Annotated in this window: 18 protein-coding genes; 9 read left to right on the top strand and 9 right to left on the bottom strand. The window is 61.6% G+C overall.

Annotation, left to right across the window (positions count from 1 at the left end; translation table 11 throughout):
• Nucleotides 1-33: 33 nt before the first annotated feature.
• The 6 genes from OPC11_RS15020 to OPC11_RS14995 all read right to left on the bottom strand — a co-directional run bounded on the left by OPC11_RS15020 (nucleotide 34) and on the right by OPC11_RS14995 (nucleotide 7,419).
• Nucleotides 34-483 carry a hypothetical protein gene (locus OPC11_RS15020; protein WP_007976168.1) on the bottom strand — a complete coding sequence of 150 codons (450 nt, stop codon included), beginning with the start codon at nucleotides 481-483 and terminating at the stop codon, nucleotides 34-36.
• Complete coding sequence (locus tag OPC11_RS15015; protein WP_007976166.1) at nucleotides 483-1,814, bottom strand: oligopeptide/dipeptide ABC transporter ATP-binding protein; 1,332 nt, start codon at nucleotides 1,812-1,814, stop codon at nucleotides 483-485. The genes OPC11_RS15020 and OPC11_RS15015 overlap by 1 nt, the downstream gene beginning before the upstream one ends.
• Nucleotides 1,811-2,887 (bottom strand): ABC transporter ATP-binding protein, encoded by a 1,077-nt coding sequence (locus OPC11_RS15010; protein ID WP_264782433.1) that lies wholly within the window; start codon nucleotides 2,885-2,887, stop codon nucleotides 1,811-1,813. Before OPC11_RS15010 ends, OPC11_RS15015 begins: the two co-directional genes overlap by 4 nt.
• On the bottom strand, nucleotides 2,887-4,365 hold the full coding sequence (locus tag OPC11_RS15005; RefSeq protein WP_264782432.1) for an ABC transporter permease: 1,479 nt from the start codon (nucleotides 4,363-4,365) through the stop codon (nucleotides 2,887-2,889). The genes OPC11_RS15010 and OPC11_RS15005 overlap by 1 nt, the downstream gene beginning before the upstream one ends.
• A complete protein-coding gene (locus OPC11_RS15000; RefSeq protein WP_264782431.1) occupies nucleotides 4,352-5,374 on the bottom strand; it encodes an ABC transporter permease in 1,023 nt (340 codons plus the stop codon). Before OPC11_RS15000 ends, OPC11_RS15005 begins: the two co-directional genes overlap by 14 nt.
• A 197-nt stretch (nucleotides 5,375-5,571) precedes the next feature.
• Nucleotides 5,572-7,419, bottom strand: coding sequence for an ABC transporter substrate-binding protein (locus tag OPC11_RS14995; protein WP_264782430.1), 1,848 nt, complete (start codon nucleotides 7,417-7,419; stop codon nucleotides 5,572-5,574).
• A 317-nt stretch (nucleotides 7,420-7,736) separates the two neighbouring features.
• On the opposite strand from OPC11_RS14995, the gene OPC11_RS14990 reads away from it, so the two are divergent.
• The 3 genes from OPC11_RS14990 (at nucleotide 7,737) to OPC11_RS14980 (ending at nucleotide 12,622) form a co-directional block, all read left to right on the top strand.
• Nucleotides 7,737-7,910, top strand: coding sequence for a hypothetical protein (locus tag OPC11_RS14990; RefSeq protein ID WP_264782429.1), 174 nt, complete (start codon nucleotides 7,737-7,739; stop codon nucleotides 7,908-7,910).
• A gap of 205 nt (nucleotides 7,911-8,115) precedes the next feature.
• Nucleotides 8,116-8,535: a PPC domain-containing DNA-binding protein gene (locus tag OPC11_RS14985; RefSeq protein ID WP_264782428.1), complete on the top strand. Its 420-nt coding sequence runs from the start codon at nucleotides 8,116-8,118 to the stop codon at nucleotides 8,533-8,535.
• Nucleotide 8,536: 1 nt separating this feature from the next.
• Complete coding sequence (locus OPC11_RS14980) at nucleotides 8,537-12,622, top strand: DNA-directed DNA polymerase II large subunit (protein WP_264782427.1); 4,086 nt, start codon at nucleotides 8,537-8,539, stop codon at nucleotides 12,620-12,622.
• A gap of 276 nt (nucleotides 12,623-12,898) precedes the next feature.
• Here the strand turns inward: OPC11_RS14980 and OPC11_RS14975 are convergent, their stop codons facing one another.
• Entirely contained in the window at nucleotides 12,899-13,999 is a 1,101-nt protein-coding gene (locus OPC11_RS14975; protein ID WP_069450657.1) for a DUF373 family protein, read from the bottom strand.
• A 227-nt stretch (nucleotides 14,000-14,226) separates the two neighbouring features.
• Between OPC11_RS14975 and OPC11_RS14970 the strand changes: the two genes are divergently transcribed.
• The 6 genes from OPC11_RS14970 (at nucleotide 14,227) to OPC11_RS14945 (ending at nucleotide 19,065) form a co-directional block, all read left to right on the top strand.
• Nucleotides 14,227-15,075, top strand: a complete 849-nt coding sequence (locus OPC11_RS14970) for an alpha/beta hydrolase (protein ID WP_264782426.1) — start codon at nucleotides 14,227-14,229, stop codon at nucleotides 15,073-15,075.
• A 54-nt stretch (nucleotides 15,076-15,129) separates the two neighbouring features.
• A complete protein-coding gene (locus OPC11_RS14965) occupies nucleotides 15,130-16,125 on the top strand; it encodes a radical SAM protein (protein ID WP_007976153.1) in 996 nt (331 codons plus the stop codon).
• A 477-nt stretch (nucleotides 16,126-16,602) separates the two neighbouring features.
• Nucleotides 16,603-17,058: a TRAM domain-containing protein gene (locus OPC11_RS14960; RefSeq protein WP_264782425.1), complete on the top strand. Its 456-nt coding sequence runs from the start codon at nucleotides 16,603-16,605 to the stop codon at nucleotides 17,056-17,058.
• Nucleotides 17,059-17,121: 63 nt separating this feature from the next.
• Nucleotides 17,122-17,598 carry a Tfx family DNA-binding protein gene (locus OPC11_RS14955; RefSeq protein WP_264782424.1) on the top strand — a complete coding sequence of 159 codons (477 nt, stop codon included), beginning with the start codon at nucleotides 17,122-17,124 and terminating at the stop codon, nucleotides 17,596-17,598.
• Between the two features lie 22 nt (nucleotides 17,599-17,620).
• Complete coding sequence (locus tag OPC11_RS14950) at nucleotides 17,621-18,406, top strand: SDR family oxidoreductase (protein WP_264782423.1); 786 nt, start codon at nucleotides 17,621-17,623, stop codon at nucleotides 18,404-18,406.
• Nucleotides 18,406-19,065, top strand: a complete 660-nt coding sequence (locus OPC11_RS14945) for an adenine nucleotide alpha hydrolase (protein ID WP_264782422.1) — start codon at nucleotides 18,406-18,408, stop codon at nucleotides 19,063-19,065. The genes OPC11_RS14950 and OPC11_RS14945 overlap by 1 nt, the downstream gene beginning before the upstream one ends.
• On the opposite strand, the gene OPC11_RS14940 is transcribed toward OPC11_RS14945, so the two are convergent.
• Both OPC11_RS14940 and OPC11_RS14935 read right to left on the bottom strand, forming a co-directional pair.
• Nucleotides 19,062-19,331 carry a hypothetical protein gene (locus OPC11_RS14940; RefSeq protein WP_007976144.1) on the bottom strand — a complete coding sequence of 90 codons (270 nt, stop codon included), beginning with the start codon at nucleotides 19,329-19,331 and terminating at the stop codon, nucleotides 19,062-19,064. The genes OPC11_RS14945 and OPC11_RS14940 overlap by 4 nt on opposite strands.
• Before the next feature lie 44 nt (nucleotides 19,332-19,375).
• Nucleotides 19,376-20,365: a sugar phosphate nucleotidyltransferase gene (locus tag OPC11_RS14935; RefSeq protein WP_264782421.1), complete on the bottom strand. Its 990-nt coding sequence runs from the start codon at nucleotides 20,363-20,365 to the stop codon at nucleotides 19,376-19,378.
• Nucleotides 20,366-20,423 lie beyond the last annotated feature (58 nt).

Below are 20,423 nucleotides of genomic sequence, written 5' to 3'. Positions count from 1 at the left end.
CGACTTCAGGCGCGGAAGCGGTAAAAACTGTTGCTACGCGCCAACGCCGAACACGGCTTCCATGAGGAACGAAGCGAGGAGAATCGCGATGCTCGCCAGAAACAGCTTCGCACCGGGAGAAAACCGCTCCTCGGGCGGAATCGAATACCACGACAGCGGCGGCAGTCGCTGCACGGTAGCTTGAAACCGCGTCTCCTCGCGCGAACCGATGACCTCGCCCCGGGTATCGTTTCGCACGATCTCTATCTCGCCGTCGGATTTATCCACGTCCCACGGACGGTCGGGTCGTAACTGCCACGCACCGTATCCGAACAGCAGGAAGCCGATCAGAAACAGGAAGTACTTCACGCCGACCAGCCCGCCGCCGAGCGGGAAGCTTACCAGGCCGCCGCCGACGAACGCCACACCGGTCACTGCGATGGCGTAGACGAGTGCGTCGAGCGCCTGTCGTGCCCGCCGTGGAGACCGGTCCGGTGCAGCCATTACCGATTCGCGTAGGGCGTGAACTCGTCTGGTTCGTCGTACTCGTCGAGGTGGCGGTGACAGTGGCTAAAGCGACCGGAATTGCTCACCACGTTGTCGCCGGGCGAGTCGGAGTCACAGACGCTTCCGAACACGTCGCGGAGATACTCGCGGGCCTGCTGGTCGTCGTTGTTCTCGATGTAGCCCGTCGCCTCGTCGATGTGCTGTTCGATGTCGCGCGGGATGTCGATATCGGCGAACAACTCCTGTTGAATCTCGCCGATGTCCGAAAAGCGCGTCTCCATGCCGAGCAGTTCCTTCACCTGGTCGGTCACCGACCGGTCCGCGCGGGTTCGTGCGCGCACGACTTCGCGGAAGATCTCGATGTTGAGCCAGAGGTCGTCGTCCGCGTCCCGGAACTCCTCCGGCCGAATCTTCATCGGACAGCGCGTGCTGAACGGACATCCCTTCGGCGGGTCGCGGGGACTCGGTGGCGTTCCTCGAAGCGTGATGCGTTCCCGACTGCTCGTCGGGTCGGGGTCGGGGATCGCCGACAGGAGCGAAATCGTGTAGGGATTTTTCGGTTCTTCGAACAGTTCGTCCGACGGACCGAGTTCCATGATGTGACCGAGATACATCACCGCCACGCGGTCACAGATGTGCCGAACGACCGAGAGGTCGTGGGCGATGAACAGGTACGTCAGGCCGAACTCCTCCTGCAGGTCTTCGAGCAGGTTGAGAATCTGGGCCTGCACGGACACGTCCAGCGCCGAGACGGGTTCGTCCAGCACGATGAACTCGGGTTCGAGCGCGAGCGCGCGGGCGATGCCGATGCGCTGGCGCTGCCCACCCGAGAACTGGTGCGGATAGCGGTAGTAGTGCTCGGGTTGCAACCCAACCACGTCGAGCAGTTCTCGAACGTGTTCCCGGCGCTCGCGCGGCGTCTTCCAATCGTGAACGTCGAGCGGTTCGCGGATGATCTCCCCGACCGTCATCCGGTCGTTGAGGCTGGATTCGGGGTCCTGGAAGACCATCTGGCTGTTCCGTCGCCAGTTTTTGAGTTCCTGTCCCGACAGTTCGGTAATGTCGGTGCCGTCGAACAGCACCTCACCGGACGTCGCTTCCTCCAACTGGATGAGCGTCCGTCCGAGCGTCGATTTGCCACAGCCGGATTCGCCGACCAGCCCGAGCGTTTCGCCGCGTTTGATTTCGAGCGAAACGCCGTCGACCGCCTTCACGGGGGTCGAATCGATGAGACCGCCGTCGCCGTAGTAGGTCTTCAGGTCGTTGATTTCGACGAGCGTCTCGCCTTCCGAGACAGAGGTGGATTTACTCTGCTGTACTTCGCTCATAGTTCATCCTCACTTTCGGTTGCCGCATTTCGGTGCACGTCGATGGCCTCTGATTGGGATACGTCTTCCGGATACAGCAAGCACGCCGCGGCGTGGTCCTCCGAATCGTCGTTGACCGCGACGGGTACCGGATGCACTTTGTCGCACGAATCGAACGCTTCGGGACACCGGGGGGCGAACCGGCAGTACGTCGCCGGTTCGTTCGGCGTCGGAACGTCGCCCTCGATGGTGACGAGGCGGTCCGCGTCCGGGTTGTTCCCCGGAATGCTTCGAAGAAGCCCCCGAGTGTAGGGGTGTCGTGGATTTTCGAACAGTTCCACGACGGGGGCGCTCTCGACGATTTCGCCCGCGTACATCACGTTCACGCGGTCAGCGATTTCCGCGATGACACCCATGTCGTGGGTGATGAACATGATGGCGAGGTCGCGCTCCTCCTGAAGCTCGTCGAGAAGTTCGAGGATTTGGGCCTGAATCGTCACGTCGAGCGCCGTCGTCGGCTCGTCACAGATGAGCAGTTCGGGGTCGCACGCGAGCGCCATGGCGATAACCGCCCGCTGGCGCATCCCACCCGAGAACTCGTGTGGGTACTCGCGGACCCGTCGTCCGGCGTCCGGGATTCCGACCGCTTCGAGGAGGTTGATGGCCTCCTTGGTCGCTTCCGTTCCCGTCATCCCTTGGTGGAGGCGAAGCGCCTCCTTGATCTGATTTCCGACGGAGTACACGGGATTCAGACTCGTCAGGGGGTCCTGGAACACCATCGCGATGTCGCCGCCGCGAATCTGTCGGTACTCTTTTTCGCTCTTCGTCGTCAGTTCCTCGCCCTTGAATTGGATACTTCCATCGAGGATGCGACCCGGCGACTTGATGAGTCCCATGATGGAGCGTGCGGTGACGCTCTTTCCGGACCCGGATTCGCCGACGACGCCGACCGTCTCACCTGGTTTGATGTCGAACGAAACGCCGTCACAGGCGCGGATGACTTCCTTGTCGGTGAAGAAGGCCGTCTGAAGGTTCTCGACGCGAAGCATCGGTTCCCTGTCGGCGATCGACGAGGGGTGTTGACTCGATGCCATTATGCGCCACCTCCCGTCGCCGCAACTTCGGCACCGGCGTCTTCGCCGGTTTCGCTCTGCGGGTCAACCGCGTCGCGGATGCCGTCGCCGAGCGCGTTGAAGGCGGTGACGACGAGCACGATGAGCACACCCGGAATGAACGAGATGTGCCACGATGGACCCGCCACGTAGCCCTGTCCCATACTTACCGCACGACCCCACTCGGGCGTCGGGGCGTTGATACCGAGGCCGAGGAACGACAGTCCCGCAACCCCGATGATGATGCCGCCGAGGGTCATCGAGGAGTAGACGAGCAGGTAGCCGAGGATGTACGGTGCCATGTGCTTTTTCATGGTCGTAACGGGGCTCTGTCCGAAGCTCCTCGCCGCGTCGATCCACTCCTGTTCGGCCACTTGGAACGCGGGACCGCGCACCGCACGCCAGAGATACGGCCATCCCGTCCCGGCGAACAGTAAGGCGAGCAGGAAACCGCCGTTGTAGACGTCCGCAATCCAGGTGTCCGCTAACACGTACGAGAGCAAGATGAGGAACAGGAGACGGGGAATCGACATGATGGAGTCACCGATGATGACGGCACCGAGGTCGACGAGACCCTTGTAGTACGCCGTCAGGAGCGCGAACGCCGTCGCGATGAGTCCGCTCACCAAGATAGCAGTGACACCGATGAACATCGACACGCGAGCACCGTGTACCATGAAGGTGAACATGTCCGACCCCAACGGTAACGTCCCGAACGGGTGCCATCGGCCGTAATCGTCGTAGGTCATCGGAGCGACGTTTCCGCTCGGACCTTCCGATGTCGAACCCGCATTAGCGTCACCGATATTGACTTTCTCGACCTGCCCGGTGTCCTTGTTGAGATAGTTAACCTCGTAGGAGTACGGGTTTTTGATGTTGCGCTCGACCGTCGTCGTTCCGAGTGCAGGTGCGAAAATCGCCATCACGACGAACATGAAGACGATGACGAACCCGAACAGACCCCACGTGTGACCGCGGAATCGGTTTATCATGTCGTCACGGGGAGTCCAGTCGGCGTATCGATAGTGCTTCCGGAACGTGAGGTAGCCACGCCAAATCCAGTACAGGAAGACGAGCGAATAGGCGTAGATGAGCGTAACCCGAATCGTCCAAACGATGGCCGGGGAGAGTCCGAGGAACGTTCCCTTCCAACCGCCCTGTGGCGATTGCCATCCGGTGTTGTCGAATATCTCCCTCGAAAGGAGCGTCGGCAGGTTCGCCAGCGCGTCGCCGAGGGTCGCAAACGGCGCGGCGACCGGTTTGAGGAAGGGCAGTTTGTCCATCAGCGCCGCCCACGGGAACGACATTATCATGCCCGAGAGCGCACCGAATTCGACCGCGATTAGCAGTAGGAATCCGGCGAGCCACAGCGTGGCCGGTTGTGGGTTGTCTGCGATTCGTTCACGGAGGGGACGTTCTTCTCGAATGGTCGAATTTGAACTCATATTACGCGCCTCCATCGTAGCCGACGCGGGGGTCGATGAGGGTGTACAGGATGTCCTGTACGATGTTGATTATCACGACGAGCAGGATGAAGATGAACATCAGCGCTCCCACGAGCGGTAGGTCACCGTGGGTAATCGCATCGAAGAACAGTTGCCCGATACCGCTGATGCCGAACACCGACTCGACGAGAACCGAACCACCGATGAGCAGGAACGCCTCGCTTGTGATGATGGGAACGAGCGGGATGAGCGCGTTCCTGAAGATGTGTTTCCAGACGAGCGAGCGCGGAGGGACGCCCTTCGCGCGTGCCGTCTCGATGAAGTTGGAGTTCACCGTCTCCAACACGGCGGTCCGACCGATACGCATCTCGTTCCCCATCGACGCGGAACCGAGGACGATGGCCGCCGGTGCGATCTTCTTGATGGCCGCGAGCAGGTCGTGCGGGTTGGTCAAGTTACTGGGATCCTGAAACGGAACGCCGGTGACGGTCGTATGGACGAGCCAATTCTGCCAGTCGAAGCCGAACAGAACCTGTTCGGAGAGTGATAGGACCGACATGAAGATGACCGCCAACCAGAAGTTCGGCATCGCACGCCAGACGATACCGCCGAACGAAGCGACGTAGTCGCTCCACGAGTTCGGGTTCAGTCCGGCGTAGAATCCGAGGGGAATACCCACGAAGACGGCGATGAGCACCGACCAGAAACCCAACCAGATGGTTCGCGGTGCGTAGTCCAGAATGATCGAGTACGCACTCACGTCGGGTTGAAGCACCCACGATTTGCCCAGGTTAAAGGTGGCCATGTTGATCATGTAGTCGATGTACTGTGCCCATAACGGCTTGTTAAGGCCGAGTTGATTCCTGATCTGCTGATATGCCTGTGGGTCGCCTGTCGGACCGAGAATGGCCCCAACGGGGTCGATCGGACCCATACGGAGGGCGACGAACGTAATCGTCATCCCGAATATCAGGATCGGAATGGACAGTAACAGACGGCGACCGAGGTAGCGCCATCGGCTCATACTGTCAGTTCACCTCCTGTTCAAGCGTGGTCGTGTCGTGCGGTAGGTTGCACCCAATGGTAACCGCGTTCATGGCTGATACGGGTACGTATTTCGCGTTCCTCTCATTATGTCTTGCGATACCATTACCCCGAATTTTTGGACATAGACGCCACTAACGGGACGTTTAAAGAAAAATGAACGCCGAACTGTCCTGATTATTTCCGTTCGCTAAGTTTGACGTTGTTGTACATCTGACGGCTGTAGTCGGCGCCACCGTACTTGGGTGCGTCGACCCATTCGTAGGAGAAGCGCTCGGAGAGACCGTGGTACATGTTGAGGAAGGTGACGTCCTCCCAGTTGGCCTCTTCCATCTTGATGTAAGCCTTCTCTCGAGCCGTCTGTTCTTTGTCCGTCGGACCGGTGTTGTTCTGGATCGTATCCCACGCGTTCGTCGCCTTCTTCGCTGCGGGCGTTCCGGACCAGTTGGTGTACGACTGCGGCGAGTCCTTTGACGTGTCGGTCAGCGGCGGGTAGAGCAGACCGAGGAAGTTGTCCGGCTTGGGCCAGTCCATGACCCAACCGAGCGAGTAGGCCTCGAGCTTACCCTGACGACCCTGCTGGAGCAGCGTCGAGAACGCCGTCTTCTGGATCTCCATCTCGATGTGTGCCGCCTGCAGCTGGGCGCGGAGGCGCTTGCCCAGCTTGGGCCACGTCGAGGAGGACTTGTAGACCGTGAAGGTGAACTTGAACTTGTTGTTCTCGTTGTAGCCAGCATCCTCCATGATCTGCTTCGCTTTGTCACGGTCGGACTCGTCGTAGCTGTACGGATACTTGTTCTTGGCGTGGCTCTCGTACTTCTTCGCGCCGCCGGGGTAGATCATCGGAGGCGTGAGGTGGTACGCCGGTGCACCACGGCCCTTGAACACTTCTTCGACGATGGTTTCCTGGTTGGCAGCGTAGGCGATAGCCTGTCGGACGGGCTTCGGAACCGCTTCCGTGTTGAAGCCCATGTAGTACGTGTTGATGGTCGAGACACCGAGGTAATCGAACGTGTTCCCTTGGATGGGACCGTACTTACCGACGGTTCGACCGAGGTCGTCGGTGCTGGTGTCACTGACTTTGCCGGGGTCGTATTTCGAGGTGGGGATGAAGTTGCTCCCGTACCCCATGTCCGCGTTCTGGTTCATGACACCGTAGGTGTACATCTCCTCGGAGTTCGAAGAGATCTTCCAGTGAACGCCATCGACCTTGGGCACGTCACCGTGGTAGTCCTCGAACTTGGTGACTTCCGCGGAAACGTCGGATTTCCAGTGGTCGAACTTGAACGGACCGGCACCGATCGGGTTCTTCGTGGCGAACTTGCTATGTTTCATCTCGCCGTCGTAGCCATCGATGTCGCCGACGATGCCTTCGGGGATTGCCGCGAAGGACGTGTAGGCGAGCATCTCGAGCGTGGCGTGGAACGGCTTTTCGAGCGTCATCTCGAGCGTGTAGTCGTCCTTCGCATTGAGCGCCAGCGAGTTCGCTTTTGCGACGGTCAGTTCGTGTTCGCCCTCGTCGTCCTTGTACGTCTTCGTCGTCGTCTCGTGTTTGACGCCGATGGAACTCAGAATAAAGTACTGCCGACGGGAGTTCTTCGATTCGGCGAGACGGCGCCACGAGTAAACGATGTCTTTCGCCGTGACTTCCTTGTCGTTGTGGAATTTGACGCCCTCTTTGAGGTGGAAGGTGTAGGTCTTCTGGTCGTCGGAAACCTCGTGACCTTTAGCGAGTTGTTTCTCGACGGCAATCTCCGAGTTCGGGTAGTTCATCAAGGAGTCGAAGACCTGCTGAATAACCGTTCCGGACGCCGTGTCGGCCGCCTTGACCGGGTCCAGCGTGGTCATCGTCGAGTTGATGAGTTGCAGCTTGTTGCCGCTACTGTTGTTACCGTCGCCGTTACCGTCGCCGTTACCGTTGTCATCGTCACCGCCACCAGTACAGCCAGCAAGTGCGACAGCGGATGCCGCACCCCCAGTTGCCTGTAGGAACCGCCGACGGGTCAGGTTGTCAGTATCTGTCATCCACACTCGGCTTGTGTATCACAGCGGATAAACTTACCGCTTGAGAATGGCATCGTTACGGTCTTAAACAGGTGGTTTATTGCAGTCCAAGGTCGATTCTCCTTTTATATCACCAAGTTATTTTACAGAGAATTAGAATAGAATAAAGTCCGGAGAAAGTGATACGTTGGCAAAATCGACCGGGTAACGTGGTGCTATTTTCGTGAAATACATCATTGTCGCCGATTTTACCCGATTTTTCAGGAAAATCACAGCATCACGAGAGTAGGTATCATCGTTTCGGTGGCCTTATATCCCTTGGTACTCATTCTCAAAGTATGACGCCGGATACGGCAGCAGTGTCGGTGTCGCTTGCAAACGACTCCGAGGTCATGGCCTCGGTGGACGATGACGGAGAGACGGAACGATTCGTCATCGCGGATGTGTCACGCGACGACGCGTGGATTTGCATGCGAGTATCGGACACTGCCGCACTCCCGAACTGGCGATAGTCCCCCATACCGCCGCGGTCCGCGAACAGCCCTCTCACCACGACTCCACGTTTTTCACTCCTCGGTGAGCCATCGTCAGAACCAATTATAAGACTGACAAGAAAGGAGCACCGTACTCGGGAAAGCGATGCATACGTTCGTTGGAACGGAGAACTGACGGGGCGATACTAACCTTTTTTGTCCCCGGACGAAGTTCCATGCAGACATGGACTATCGGGAGGTCGCCGGGGAACAGGAGTTCGTTGCCCGACTCGGACACGGAGCGGATTGGCGCGAAGAGATCGAATCACTGGCCGACGACGAGGACGTAGACGCGGCGTGGTTCATCGCAATGGGCGCGGTACAGGACGCCGAGGTGTGGTTCTACGACCAAGACGAAACGGAGTACCGCGAGGTCCGGTTCGACGAACCGCTGGAAGTCGCCTCGTGCGTGGGCAACGTCTCCCTGCTCGACGGCGAGCCGTTCGCGCATACGCACGCGGTCCTCTCCCGCCGGTCGGGACAAGCGGTCGCCGGGCACCTCGACTCGGCGACGGTGTTCGCCGGGGAGCTGTACATGCGGACGTTCGAGGAACCGCTCGTCCGGGAACACGACGAGCCGACCGACCTCGACCTCTGGCTCTAACATGCGGGACGAAGACCGGCAGTATTTCGAGCGACTGGAGTCGCGGCTCGACGAGGCGTTCGACGTCGCGGAGGCGGCTAAAGAGCGCAGCGGCGACCCGCAACCGGAAGTCGAGATACCGGTCGCACAGGACATGGCCGACCGCGTGGAGAACATCCTCGGAATCGAGAACGTCGCGGAACGCGTCCGCGAACTCGAAGGCGAGATGTCACGCGAAGAGGCCGCCCTCGAACTGGCGAAGGACTTCGCGGACGGCAACGTCGGTGATTACGAGACGCGCGCCGGGAAAATCGAGGGCGCGGTTCGAACGGCAGTCGCGCTGTTGACCGAGGGTGTCGTCGCCGCACCTATCGAGGGAATCGACCGGGTGGAACTCCTCGAAAACGACGACGGAACGGAGTTCGTCAACGTCTACTACGCCGGTCCGATTCGCTCCGCGGGGGGGACCGCACAAGCGCTTTCGGTCCTCGTCGCGGACTACACGCGGGCGCTCATCGGACTGGGCGAGTACAAGGCGCGTGACGACGAGATAGAGCGGTACGCCGAGGAGATAAACCTCTACGATTCCGAGACCGGATTGCAGTACTCCCCGAAGGACAAAGAGTCGAAGTTCATCGCCAAGAACATGCCCGTCATGCTGGACGGGGAAGCGACGGGCGACGAGGAGGTTTCGGGGTTCCGCGACCTGGACCGCGTGGATACCAACAGCGCCCGGGGCGGAATGTGTCTCGTTCTCGCGGAGGGTATCGCGCTTAAAGCGCCGAAAATTCAGCGATACACGCGGAATCTGGACGAAATCGACTGGCCGTGGTTGCAGGACCTCATCGACGGCACCATCGGAAAGGACGACGGCAAATCGAAAGAAGACGACGCGAACGCGGACGACGACGCCGACGACGATGAGGAGGAAGAGGGAGCGGAAAGCGAGGCCGAGGGCGACCACGAGTTACACGGTCCACCCCGCGTCGAGGAGGCGACGAAGTTCCTCCGCGACCTCATCGCCGGACGTCCGGTTTTCACCCACCCGTCTAGGCCCGGCGGGTTCCGCCTTCGCTACGGACGGGCGCGAAACCACGGCTTTGCGACCGCGGGGGTTCAACCCGCGACGATGCACCTCGTGGACGACTTCCTCGCGACCGGAACGCAAATCAAGACCGAGCGGCCCGGGAAAGCGGGCGGCGTCATCCCCGTCGATACCATCGAGGGGCCGACCGTCAGGTTGGCGAACGGGGACGTGCGCCGCATCGACGACACCGACGAGGCGCTCGAAATCAGGAACGGCGTCGAGGAGATTCTCGACCTCGGCGAATACCTCGTCAACTACGGCGAGTTCGTGGAGAACAACCACCCGCTCCCGCCCGCATCCTACGTGTTCGAGTGGTGGGTTCAGGACTTCGAACACGCCGGTGCGGACGTACAGGCCATGCGCGACGACCCCCACATCGACCTCGAAGACCCCTCGGCGGCGGAGGCGTTAGCGTGGGCGACGGAGTACGACGCGCCGCTGCATCCGAAGTACACCTACCTCTGGCACGATATTTCGGTGACGGACTTCGAAGCGCTGGCCGAAGCCGTCGAGTCGGGAGAGGTCCGCGACGGGCGACTCGTCCTTTCGAACACCGAGACGGTTCGAACGGCGCTCGAACACCTTCTCGTCGAACACAGACAGGGCGAGGTCCTGGAGATACCGGACTGGGAACCCCTCGTTCGGTCGGTCGGGTTCGACGCGGACCTCACGCGCGCGTGGGAATCACTATCAGACGAGGCGCGCGAGTGGGGAGAGAACGAACCCGGGGACAACGCCGTGAAAGCGGTCAACGAAGTCGCACCGTTTTCCGTCCGGGAGCGCGCACCGACGCGAATCGGGAACCGGATGGGACGGCCGGAGAAGTCGGAAAAGCGCGAGATGAGTCCCGCGGTACACACCCTCTTCCCGCTCGGCGAAGCGGGCGGCGATCAGCGCGACGTGGCGAAAGCCGCCGCCCACACCGAAGGCATGTCCGGGAAGCGCGGGCAAATCGAGGTCCAAATCGGACGTCGGGAGTGCGAAGAGTGCGGGCACGAGACGTTCAAATGCCTGTGCCCGGAGTGCGGCGGCAACACCTATCCCGTGTACCGCTGTCCCGACTGTGAAACCCGCGTCGAACCGGACCAAGCGGGACGGGCGGAGTGCCCCCGTTGTGAGGTCCCCGCCACGAGCGTCGAGTGGCAGACGATAGAGATGAACGACGAGTTCCGGGGCGCGCTCGAATCGGTCGGCGAGCGCCCGAACGTCTTCGACACGCTCAAAGGCGTCAAGGGACTCACCTCGGCGCACAAGACGCCCGAACCCATCGAGAAGGGCGTTCTCCGCGCCAAACACGGCGTCAGCGCGTTCAAGGACGGGACGATTCGCTACGACATGACCGACCTTCCCGTCACCTCGGTCAGGGCGTCCGAACTGGACGTGGAACCGGGGCAACTCCGCGCACTCGGCTACGAGGAGGACATCCACGGCGAACCACTCCAGCACGACGACCAACTCGTAGAACTCCGGGTACAGGACATCGTGCTCTCGGACGGCGCGGCCACCCACCTGCTCAAAACCGCCGACTTCGTGGACCAGTTGCTGGAGGATTACTACGGCCTCGAACCGTTCTACGACATGGACGAGCGCGACGATTTGGTCGGGGAACTCGTCTTCGGGATGGCACCCCACACCTCCGCCGCCGTCGTCGGCCGCGTCATCGGCTTCACGAGCGCGGCGGTGGGATACGCACATCCGTACTTCCACGCGGCGAAACGGCGGAATTGCTTCCATCCGGAGACGAAGGTGTGGTATCGGGACCAGGACGACGAGTGGCGGTATGACGAAATTCGACAGTTGGTCGAAGAGCGGTTGGAAAACCCGAGAGAGGATGATTTGGGTGCACTCGTCCAAGAACTCGATTGCGAGGTTTTGGTGCCGTCGATAGACGAGGATGGGAACGTCGTTCGAAAACCCATCGAAGCGGTTTCGAAACATCCGGCTCCGAATCACTTGGTCGAAATCGAAACGCGAAGCGGGCGGGAAATTACGGTGACGCCGGACCATTCGATGCTTCGGTGGAGCGGAAACGGCCCCGAAGAAATCGAAGCGCGAGAACTGAAAGCCGGCGCTTCGGTTCCCGGTTTCCTCGGAGAAGCAGGTTCCAGATTCTCGGAGGGAGACACGAGTTCAGGAGCAGTTGCGGACGGTGGTTCCTTCGAGCGCGACGAAGTAACGCGAGTCGAAATCGTTCAGTCCGAGATTTCGAACACGTACTGTGTCACCGTTCGAGACACGCACAACCTCGTCGCAAACGGAATAGCGACGAAGCAGTGCGACGGCGACGAAGATTGCGTGATGCTCCTTATGGACGGCCTGCTCAACTTCTCGAAGGAGTTCCTGCCGGACAAGCGCGGCGGGCAGATGGACGCGCCGCTGGTAATGTCCTCGCGCATCGACCCCTCGGAAATCGACGACGAGGCGCACAACATGGACATCGTGGACCGGTATCCCCGCGAGTTTTACGAGGCGACGCTGGAGATGGTGGACCCGGAGGACGTGGACATCACCATCGCGGAGGAGTATCTGGGCACCGACCGCGAGTACACCGGGTTCCGGCACACCCACGACACCTCGAACATCGCGCTCGGGCCGGACCTCTCGGCGTACAAGACCCTCGGGTCGATGATGGACAAGATGAACGCCCAGTTGGAACTGGCCCGGAAGACCCGCGCGGTGGACCAGACCGACGTGGCCGAGCGCGTCATCGAGGGGCACTTCCTGCCCGACCTCATCGGGAACCTGCGCGCGTTCTCGCGCCAGGAAACCCGCTGTCTGGACTGCGGCGTGAAGTACCGCCGGATGCCGCTCTCGGGCGATTGCCGGGAGTGTGGCGGCCGGGTGAACCTGACGGTTCATCAAGGCTCGGTGAACAAGTACATGGACACCGCGATTCAGGTTGCCGACGAGTACGACTGCCGCGAGTACACGAAACAGCGGCTTCAGATTCTGGAGCGCTCGTTGGAGAGCGTGTTTGAAAATGATAAGAACAAGCAGTCCGGAATCGCGGACTTCATGTAACTCACCGGAACCGGCGAATCGTATTTGATTTGCATGGGACCGCAAGTACAGACGTCACTGAAACCGCAACCGCACCGCGTGCTCACGGCGTTGCCGTTCGTTTTCGAGGGTTCTCCGAACCCTCGCACGCCACACCCTCCCCAACCGATTTCTCCGGTCGCTAACGCTCCCTCCGTCATCCCTCGCACGACTTCACCGAGGCGACGTGGCTGAGAGAGGCCACGTCGCCTCGTCAGCGCGCGCCGCCCGGAAAGTTGGGACGCGGAAACAATATTTCTAGCTCGCTCGCGCCTGTCCTGACCTCGAATAGCGGGATTCGGCGATGGCGAACACGAGCGTGCTCGTCAAGCCGAGCAGGGTTCCGGCCGTGAGCATTCCGGCGAGGAATTCGAGCGACGCGCGGCTCAGGAAGTAGGCGCTGACGGCGTAGAGGACGCCGCCGATGGCGAGGACGTAGAACGGCGCGTTCAGGTAGCGCCACCGGAACTCGTCGGCGAGGTACTCGTCGGTGATTTGACCGAGGCTGGAGGTGATGCCCGCCGCGGAAAACCACACGACGGCACCGTAGATGAGTGCCGCGAGGACGCGAAGCGCGCCGAGACTCCGGCCGTCGTTCTGCTGGCGGATGGCTTCGAGGGTATCGACGCCGCTGACGCCGCCGATGACGAGGAGGGCGGCGGCGACGACGTAGGTGATGAGCGTCACGCGACCGGAGTAGAGGCTCCGACGGGTCTTCTCGGCGAGGCGGTCCACGACGCGTTCGAGGCCGAGGCCGCGAAAGAGGACGTACAAGCCGAGGAGGCCGGAGAGGCCACCGAAGACGGCACCACCGGGCATGCCGAGCCGGTCGGCGGCGAGCGCGAGCGGATAGATGAGTATCAGGATGCCGAGCGGGACGAGAATCGTGCCGCGGGTTTCGGGGTCGTCGAGAACCTGCTTGATGGTGTAGTACATCGACTCCAAGTCCTGTGCCTGCCGGACGACGACCCGGCGGACGCCATCGACGGGGATGCGCGAGCGGATGACGGGGATGACGCTCTCGTCCTGTGCGCCGTCGGTAACGATGACGGTCGTTATCTCCTCGCTGGTGCTGAGGCTGGCGAGCACCGTGTCCACCTCCTCGCCGACCTCCCGGTTGGCGCCGATGTCGCTTCCGTCGTTTCCGGTGACGATGGCGACTTCGACGCTCTCGTCGGACCGGATTCGGTCGTAGAGGTGGACTCCCTCGAACATGACGTTGACGTCGCTGTCCTCCGGGTCCGCGGTGGCGAGCGCGACGGCGGCGGCCTCGACGTTATCCCGACCGACGACCGGCGTGTCGAAGTGGGTCTTCCGGCCGAGGTCGTCGTCGAGGTCCACGCACAACACCAGCAGCATTGGCGGTGCGTACGCGGCGGATGGTTAACTGTTTTCGGGAGTGAGGGCCCGAGGTGCAGAGGTGGTCCAGTGGAACAGACGAAGAGCGCACGATGTAAAATAGACACCAGTGTTAAGTAATAAAATAGGATTGGTGGAGGAATAAACGGTCTAAACGGTGCGTTTGCCGTCGTTCGACCGACATTAGCCCGCGTATAATAATGGCCTCATACGGGAGTTTTCGACCGATGACTCGAACGCCGACACGCCGCCGCCTCCTCCACGCGGTCGGGGTCGCAGCGACGGCAACGCTCGCAGGTTGTTCGTCCACCGGTGACGACGAACCGACAGGGACAGAAACGACGACGGGAAGCGGGACGACGACGGGGGGTGGAACGACGACCGGAACGACGACCGCCGATGGGACGACCGACGCGGGGGAGACGACGACAGAAACGACAACTGGAGACGAGACGACGACCAACGAAACCACGACCGGAACCGCGCCGCCAGCGGACGGTGGCGACGTTCAGTTCGTGACCGAAGGCGGAGCGTCTGTTCGCGGGACGCTGCTCGGCGACGGCGAGTGCGGCGTCGTCTTCGCACACGGAAAGGGATTCGACAGGAAGAGTTGGCTTCCCCAAGCGAAGCGACTCGCCGAGGACGGTCACACTTGCCTCCCCATCGACCTGAATCTGGACGGGGACGCAGCACCGGAGTACGTTCTCGCGGCGGTGCGCTACCTTCGACGTCGGGTCGGCGTGGAAAGCGTCCTCCTCGTCGGTGCCGGTGCGGGCGCGAGCGCCGTCGTTCGCGCGAACGCACAGGCGAAGTCGGGGACGGTGGACGGGACGCTCGTCGTCTCACCGGAAGCGGGCGTGGATTCCGCCGCCGAGATGCAGGGCTGGAAGCTGTTCGTCGTGAGTCGCGGCGACGAAAAGTCCGTGCAAACGACGAAGCGGATGCGCGACGCCGCTTCGAACCCCAAGCGATTGGAAACCGTCGATGGAAGCGCGCACGGCCAACGCGTGTTCGAATCGAGCTCCGACGCGATGTGGTCGATGATGAACGGCCTGCTGCGGACGGTCTGCGGGTGAGGAAAGCGAGATTCGCACGCTTTTTGAGGCTCGACGGGTAAAACGGTACAACGAATGATTTCCAAGGGCTGTGAACAGTGTGCTGAAGGAGGGAAGATGGTTCTCTTCGTCTACGGCTACTGCGACCAGCGCGACTGTTTTTACTGCCCCCTCGGTGAGAACCGGAAGAACGTCACCGACGTGTACGCCAACGAGCGCCTCGTCGAGGACGACGAGGACGTGATTACGGAGGCAAAGCGCATGAACGCGCTGGGCACGTCCATCACTGGTGGCGAACCGCAGGAGGCGATGAACAAGACCTGTCGGTACCTCTCGCTTCTCAAAGACGAGTTCGGCGAGGACCACCACACGCACCTCTACACCGGTATCACGGGCGGGCGGGAGAACATGCGACGACTGTCGGAGGCCGGGTTGGACGAGATTCGCTTCCATCCGCCGTACGAACAGTGGGGAGAACTTCACGGGACCGAGTGGGAGGACATCCTCTACATCGCCCGCGAGGAAGGACTCACCCCCGCGTTCGAGATTCCGGGTATCCGCGCCGAAGAGGAGTTCCTCGACTTCCTCGACGAGGGCGCGGCGGAGTTCTGTAACATCAACGAGTTCGAGATGTCCCAGGGCAACTACCGCCGGATGCAGGCCGAGGGATTCGAACTCCAAGAGGGTCACATGTCCGCCGTCGATGGGTCCAAGGAGGACATCCTCGACGTGATGGGTGACCACCCGCGAACGTACTTCTGTACCTCGGTGTTCAAGGACGCCGCCCAGCACCGCAACCGCCTGAAGCGGATGGCCCGACAGATTCGCCGCGAGTTCGACGACGTGACGGACGACGGTACCCTGATTTACGGGAAGACGTGGGCCGACGAGAAGCGGTTCGCCGAACTCGGCGTCCCCGAGGAGTTCTACACCGTCAAATCGAACCACATCGAAGTCGCGTGGTGGCTGCTGGAGGAGATGATAGAGGAGGGCGACGTGGAGAAAGGCGAAATCGTCGAGCAGTATCCGACCTACGACGGGCAAGTGGTCGAGCGGACGCCGTTGGCCTAAGTTCCGCGAGCGATTTTTGTAGCTATTTTCGAGATACGCGACGGACACGAAGAACACGAGAGCAACGGTGGGTAACGCAACCACCGGAATCGACCGGTGACACAGCCGCTAGTCACTAGCGACTTTTCCGGAAAATCGGAGATTTTCCGGGCCGACGAACCCCTCGAAGGCGCGTCGAAGACGAGCGAACGCGAGTCTTCGGACGCGACGGGAAGGGGTGAGGAGGGTCTTCGTGAGCAGCGCGAACGAAGTCCTCGAAAATCGGAGATTTTCGGGATGTGACGAACGCAAAGCGTTCGTAACCAGCTCGGAAGTCGCAGCGCGCGAACGAAGTGAGCCGGAACGTCTTCCGGTGCTTTTGATCAACCTTTTCTCAGGGAGGTAGACCGAATCCGGCGCGGTTTGCACCGGATTCGGTTCCCGACCGCAAGAAAAGGTTGCGGAAGTGTTTAGGCACGCGCCGCTATAGCCTGTAGCATGCCGGACTGTCCACTCGCCGATGACTGCCCCAGTTTCGAAGAACGAATCAACGGGATGGGATGTCATCACTACGGCGACCGCGGCGGCGCGGAATGGTGCAATCACTACAACCAACCGATCCGCGAGTTGAAGACCGCCCCGGTCCAGCCGGGCGAGGAAGTCGTCGTGGATATCGACGACATTCACGAAAGCGGCTCCGGCGTCGGTCGAACCGAAGACGGGTTCATCGTTCTCGTCGACGGAATTCTTCCCGACGCCCGCGCCAAGGTGAAGATCACGAACGTGAAGGGAAATCACGCGCTCGCAGATCCTATCGAACGGCTGCCGATGGAGTCGGAGGAAACGGACGAAGGCGGCGAGGAAGCCGCGGACGGCGATGCCGAGACGAAAGACGACAGGAAAGCGGAACGGCGACAACACCTTGGAAGTCGAGACAACTTCTGGGGCGGATAAACCAACGAGTGGACAGTCATTTGCGGGTAGGGGGCGTAAGCCGATATATGTCGGAGGTACGAAATGAGTGAGCAACTGGACGTGAATGAGATTCTCCGACGGGCGGGATTCGACGCGGAGACGAGTGTTCTGACCCGACGACAAGCGGAAGTGCTCGCGCTCCGCGAGCGCGACACCGCACAGGCGGCCATCGCGGACCGGCTGGGTACCTCGCGGGCGAACGTGTCGAGCATCGAAGCCAGCGCTCGGGAGAACATCAGCAAGGCGCGCGAAACGGTGGCGTTCGCGGAGGCGCTCCGCGCGCCGGTTCGAATCGAAGTCGAATCCGACAGCGACCTCTACGACGTTCCGTCGCGGGTGTACGAAGCGTGCGACGAGGCGGGAGTGAAGGTGAACCACGCGGCTCCCGAACTCATGAAGCGAATCAGCGACGAGGCGGGCGATGCGGTGAAGGGGCGGACGATTCGAACGGCCCTGCTCATCGGCGTGACGCACGACGGCGAGGTAACGGTCAGACGGCCGGGTCCCGAGGAGTTTTAGCGGTTCCCACGGATGCGAACGTATGGACCTCGGACTGGAGGGTAATACGGCACTGGTAACGGCGAGTTCGAGCGGCCTCGGCTTGGCGAGCGCGAAGGCGTTGGCGCGGGAAGGAGCCAACGTCGTCATCTGCGCGCGGAGCGAGGACGGACTGGCGAGCGCGGAAGAAGAAATCGCCGACCTCGGCGGCGGCGACGTGCTCGCGGTGCCGACGGACATCACCGACCCGGACGAAATCGAGGCGCTGGTCGAGGCGACCGTCGAGGAGTTCGGCGGACTCGACCACCTCGTCACCTCGGCGGGTGGACCGCCGAGCGGGCCGTTTCTCGACACCTTAGAGCGCGATTGGTACGCCGCCTACGACCTGCTGGTGATGAGCGTGGTGTGGCTGACGAAACGGGCACATCCGCACCTCGTAGAAAGCGACGCGGGAACGGTCGTGAACATCACCTCGACGAGCGTTCGGGAGGCCATCGACGGACTCGTCCTCTCGAACGCGGTTCGGCGGGGCGTCATCGGGTTGATGCAGACGCAAGCCCAGGAGTTCGCGCCCGACGTCCGCGTCAATGCCGTGCTTCCGGGCGCGCACGAAACGCCGCGGATTCAGGACCTCGTGGAGGCCGCCCTCGAACGCGGCGAGTACGACAGCTACGAGGAAGGGTTGGCGGACTGGGCGAGCGACATCCCGATGGGTCGCGTGGGCGACCCGATGGAACTCGGAGACACCGTGGCGTTCCTCTCCAGCGAGCGGGCGAGTTTCGTGAACGGCGTCGCGCTTCCCATCGACGGCGGACGACTCCGAAGCTAATGACGGCGCAACAGAACACGGTGCTCTCGTGGAGCGGCGGCAAGGACGCCGCCTACGCCCTGTTGGAACTGCCGCACGTCACCGAACTGCTCACGACGGTTTCGGAGAACGGCAGGAGCAGCATGCACGGCGTGCGCCGGGAGTTGTACGACGCGCAAGCCGAGGCGCTCGGGATTCCGATTCGATACGTCGAACTCCCGATGGAGTGTTCGAACGAGGAGTACGCCGCACGGATGGCGAGCGTGGTAGACGAGTACGAAGCGCGCGGAATCGAGCGCATCGCCTTCGCGGACCTCTATCTCGAAGATATCCGCGCGTATCGAAAAGAGCGACTGGCGGAAACGGCCATCGAGGGCTGTTGGCCGGTTTGGAATCCCGATACCGACGAGCAGATTCGGTCGTTCCTCGACGCCGGGTTCCGCGCGACGGTCGTTACGGTCGATGGCGGCACGCTCGACGCATCGTTTGCGGGACGGGAGTTGGACGAGGCGTTCCTCGCCGACCTTCCCGAAGAAGTCGACCCCTGCGGCGAAAACGGCGAGTTTCACACGTTCGTTTGGGACGGGCCGACGTTCGACTCGCCGCTCTCGGTCGACGTCGGCGAGACGGTTACCCGAGCGGTGGGTGACGGCGAGTTCCACTACTGCGATTTGTACTAAGACTCGATTTCCTGCGCGATTTCCTTCGCTTCGTCACGGGCTTTCTCGGTGCCCGCTTGCTTTTCGATGAGGACGCTCTGGACTTCCCACTCGTCACTGCCGATTCGTTTGCCGGTTCGAACCTCTGCCCCGTTCGAAATGTCCCGTGCGATGTCGGCGGCCCAATCGGGGGTTCGAATCGTGTCGAAGACGTCCGGGTCGCGGAATCGAACGTGGATGTACTCGTCCGTCGTTTCGACGGACTTGACGCGTAGCGTGTCGGCCATAGCGTGCCGGATTCGGGACGCGAATGCAGAAATCTGACGGCCGATCAAAAACGGTCGTCGTCGCGCAGTTTCGTGACGACTTCGCGCACGCGCTGGGCCTCCGATTTCGGCACGACTAGCACGCGGTCGTCGTAGGCCGCGACCACGAGGTCGTCAACGCCGACGAGGCTCACGTGTTTGTCTCCGGCCACGATATTCCCCGTGGCGTCGATGGTCAACGCGTCGCCGAGGACGACGTTCGTGGACGAATCGAACCGGTCGAACGCGTCCCACGAACCGAGGTCGTCCCACTCGAACGCGGCGGGAACGACGAAGGCGTCGTCGGTGCGCTCCATCACGGCGTAATCCACGCTCGTGGGGGATACGGCGTCGAATCCGGCGGCGGGGTCGCCGTCTTCGAGCGCGGAGACGAGGGGTTCGAGGGGGGAGTCGCGGGCGGCCCGGAGGAACGCGTCCGGCGTCCACGCGAACAGACCGGCATTCCAGTAGAAACCCTCATCGACGAAGCGTTCGGCGGTCGATTTGTCGGGTTTCTCTCTAAACTGGGAAACGTCAAAATAGCTTCCGTAATCGTGTCCCGGTTCGATATATCCGTATCCTGTCGCGGGACGAGTTGGTTCGATTCCGACCGTTACGACCCCCTCCGTTTCGACTGCAGTTGACGCGGCCCGGCGAGCGGTCGTCTCGAAGTCGCCCGTAATGTAGTGGTCGCTCGGCAAGCAGAGGAGCATGCAGTCGCCGACTTGCTCGCGGATTCGGTGCGTGGCGTAGACGAGCGCCGGACCGGTATCCTTCGGCTCGGGCTCGACGAGCACGCCTGCTTCGGGTGCGTGTTCGCGAACGAGGTCGGCGTGCGTCTCCGCGGTGCAGACGAAGATTTCGTCGGCGAAACCGGCGCGGTTCACGGTTTGGGAGAGCAACGAATCGTCTCCGAGGAGGGACAAGAACTGTTTCGGTCGGTCGCTTCGACTCGCGGGATAGAGTCGGGTACCGGTACCCCCAGCCATAATCAGTGCGACGAGCGGGCGGTCCATATCCTGCGCAGGACCCTCCGGCGTTTAAATTCCTCTCATCGGAACGTCGGGGTCGAGT

Source organism: Haladaptatus sp. T7 (genome assembly GCF_026008575.1).
GTDB lineage: Archaea > Halobacteriota > Halobacteria > Halobacteriales > Haladaptataceae > Haladaptatus > Haladaptatus paucihalophilus.
Note: the sequence above shows the minus strand (reverse complement) of the source record. Positions and strands in the feature narration are given on the sequence as shown.

Bases quoted from the DNA above. Each gene is read 5' to 3' on its own strand.
- OPC11_RS14990 (WP_264782429.1), top strand. From the start codon at position 7,737: ATGACGCCGGATACGGCAGCAGTGTCGGTGTCGCTTGCAAACGACTCC.
- OPC11_RS14980 (WP_264782427.1), top strand. From the start codon at position 8,537: ATGCGGGACGAAGACCGGCAGTATTTCGAGCGACTGGAGTCGCGGCTC.
- OPC11_RS15005 (WP_264782432.1), bottom strand. From the start codon at position 4,365: ATGGAGGCGCGTAATATGAGTTCAAATTCGACCATTCGAGAAGAACGT.
- OPC11_RS14975 (WP_069450657.1), bottom strand. From the start codon at position 13,999: ATGCTGCTGGTGTTGTGCGTGGACCTCGACGACGACCTCGGCCGGAAG.
- OPC11_RS14985 (WP_264782428.1), top strand. From the start codon at position 8,116: ATGGACTATCGGGAGGTCGCCGGGGAACAGGAGTTCGTTGCCCGACTC.
- OPC11_RS14950 (WP_264782423.1), top strand. From the start codon at position 17,621: ATGGACCTCGGACTGGAGGGTAATACGGCACTGGTAACGGCGAGTTCG.
- OPC11_RS15015 (WP_007976166.1), bottom strand. From the start codon at position 1,814: ATGAGCGAAGTACAGCAGAGTAAATCCACCTCTGTCTCGGAAGGCGAG.
- OPC11_RS15000 (WP_264782431.1), bottom strand. From the start codon at position 5,374: ATGAGCCGATGGCGCTACCTCGGTCGCCGTCTGTTACTGTCCATTCCG.
- OPC11_RS15020 (WP_007976168.1), bottom strand. From the start codon at position 483: ATGGCTGCACCGGACCGGTCTCCACGGCGGGCACGACAGGCGCTCGAC.
- OPC11_RS14955 (WP_264782424.1), top strand. From the start codon at position 17,122: ATGAGTGAGCAACTGGACGTGAATGAGATTCTCCGACGGGCGGGATTC.
- OPC11_RS14965 (WP_007976153.1), top strand. From the start codon at position 15,130: ATGATTTCCAAGGGCTGTGAACAGTGTGCTGAAGGAGGGAAGATGGTT.
- OPC11_RS14960 (WP_264782425.1), top strand. From the start codon at position 16,603: ATGCCGGACTGTCCACTCGCCGATGACTGCCCCAGTTTCGAAGAACGA.
- OPC11_RS14940 (WP_007976144.1), bottom strand. From the start codon at position 19,331: ATGGCCGACACGCTACGCGTCAAGTCCGTCGAAACGACGGACGAGTAC.
- OPC11_RS15010 (WP_264782433.1), bottom strand. From the start codon at position 2,887: ATGGCATCGAGTCAACACCCCTCGTCGATCGCCGACAGGGAACCGATG.
- OPC11_RS14945 (WP_264782422.1), top strand. From the start codon at position 18,406: ATGACGGCGCAACAGAACACGGTGCTCTCGTGGAGCGGCGGCAAGGAC.
- OPC11_RS14970 (WP_264782426.1), top strand. From the start codon at position 14,227: ATGACTCGAACGCCGACACGCCGCCGCCTCCTCCACGCGGTCGGGGTC.
- OPC11_RS14935 (WP_264782421.1), bottom strand. From the start codon at position 20,365: ATGGACCGCCCGCTCGTCGCACTGATTATGGCTGGGGGTACCGGTACC.
- OPC11_RS14995 (WP_264782430.1), bottom strand. From the start codon at position 7,419: ATGACAGATACTGACAACCTGACCCGTCGGCGGTTCCTACAGGCAACT.